This window comes from Sinorhizobium psoraleae, assembly GCF_013283645.1.
GTDB lineage: Bacteria > Pseudomonadota > Alphaproteobacteria > Rhizobiales > Rhizobiaceae > Sinorhizobium > Sinorhizobium psoraleae.
The window spans coordinates 1-1086 of the sequence record NZ_JABEKV010000064.1 but is presented as its reverse complement, the minus strand read 5'-3'; the positions used below and the strand labels follow the sequence as shown (position 1 = coordinate 1086).

The 1086-nt window shown below is 67.2% G+C and carries 1 protein-coding gene; it reads left to right on the top strand.

The window, feature by feature from the left end:
- Positions 1 to 1086, top strand: a 1086-nt coding sequence (locus ILFOPFJJ_RS34610; RefSeq protein ID WP_376741504.1) for a spermidine synthase, incomplete at both ends; no start/stop codon positions are given.

Here is a 1086-nt window from a genome sequence, read left to right as displayed (position 1 = left end):
GCTTCGTCGCAGCGCTGGGCTTTGCGGCGGCTGCCCTCGCCGCGACGGGCATGGCGCGCCGTCGGTGGCTCGCCGCAGGCTGCCTCGGGCTTGCGGCCGCGGTTATTGCGGTGTGGCTGCCGCCGTCCTTGACAGTCACCGGCCCGCACATGTCCGAGTACAAGGGCCTCCGCATGGCTCTCGAAGTCCCGAACGCGCGGGTGGTCGAGGAGCGATCGAGCCCGCTCGGACTGCTGACGGTCGTCGAGAGCCCGACCGTGCCTTTCCGCTACGCGCCGGGCCTCAGCCTCGCCAACGTGCAGGAGCCGCCCGCGCAACTCGCCGTCTTCAGCGATGGCGACAGTATTACGGCGATGACCGCCTATGGCGGCGATCCGGCGACGGTTGCCTATCTCGACCGGACAACGGCGGCGCTCCCGTACCGGCTGCTGGCGCGGCCGCGAATTCTGATCCTCGGCGCTGGTGGCGGCGAGCAGGTGCTGCTGGCTCTCAGAGCCGGAGCCGATATCGTGGACGCTGTAGAGGTCAACCCGCAGATGATCGAGCTCTCTCGCAATCGCTTCGCGAGCTTCGTCGGCGGCATCTTCAGCCGACCGAACGTCAATCTGCATCTAGCCGAGGCGCGCGCCTTCGCTGCGACCACGGGCGAGCGTTACGACCTGATCCAGATGCCGCTCCTCGACTCCTTCAGCGCGGCCGCGGCCGGCGTGCAGAGCATGCATGAGAACTACACCTACACCGTGGAGGCACTGCGGGATTACCTGGCGGTACTGAGACCGGATGGCGTCGTCGCCATCACGCGCTGGCTGCGGGTGCCGCCGCGCGACATTCTCAAGCTGTTCGCCACTGCTACCGCAGCGCTTGAAGCGGATGGCGTGTCCCAGCCCGGCCGGCACCTGGTGCTGATCCGGAGCTGGAACACCGCAACCCTCATCGTCGCCAAGTCGCCGCTCACTGGCGAGGACGTCGCAGCCATCCGCGGCTTCGCGGGCGAGAATTTCTTTGACATCTCCTGGGTGCCGGGCATCTCCGCGAGCGACGTGAACCGCTACAATCAACTCGACCAGGAATATCTCTACCAGGGAG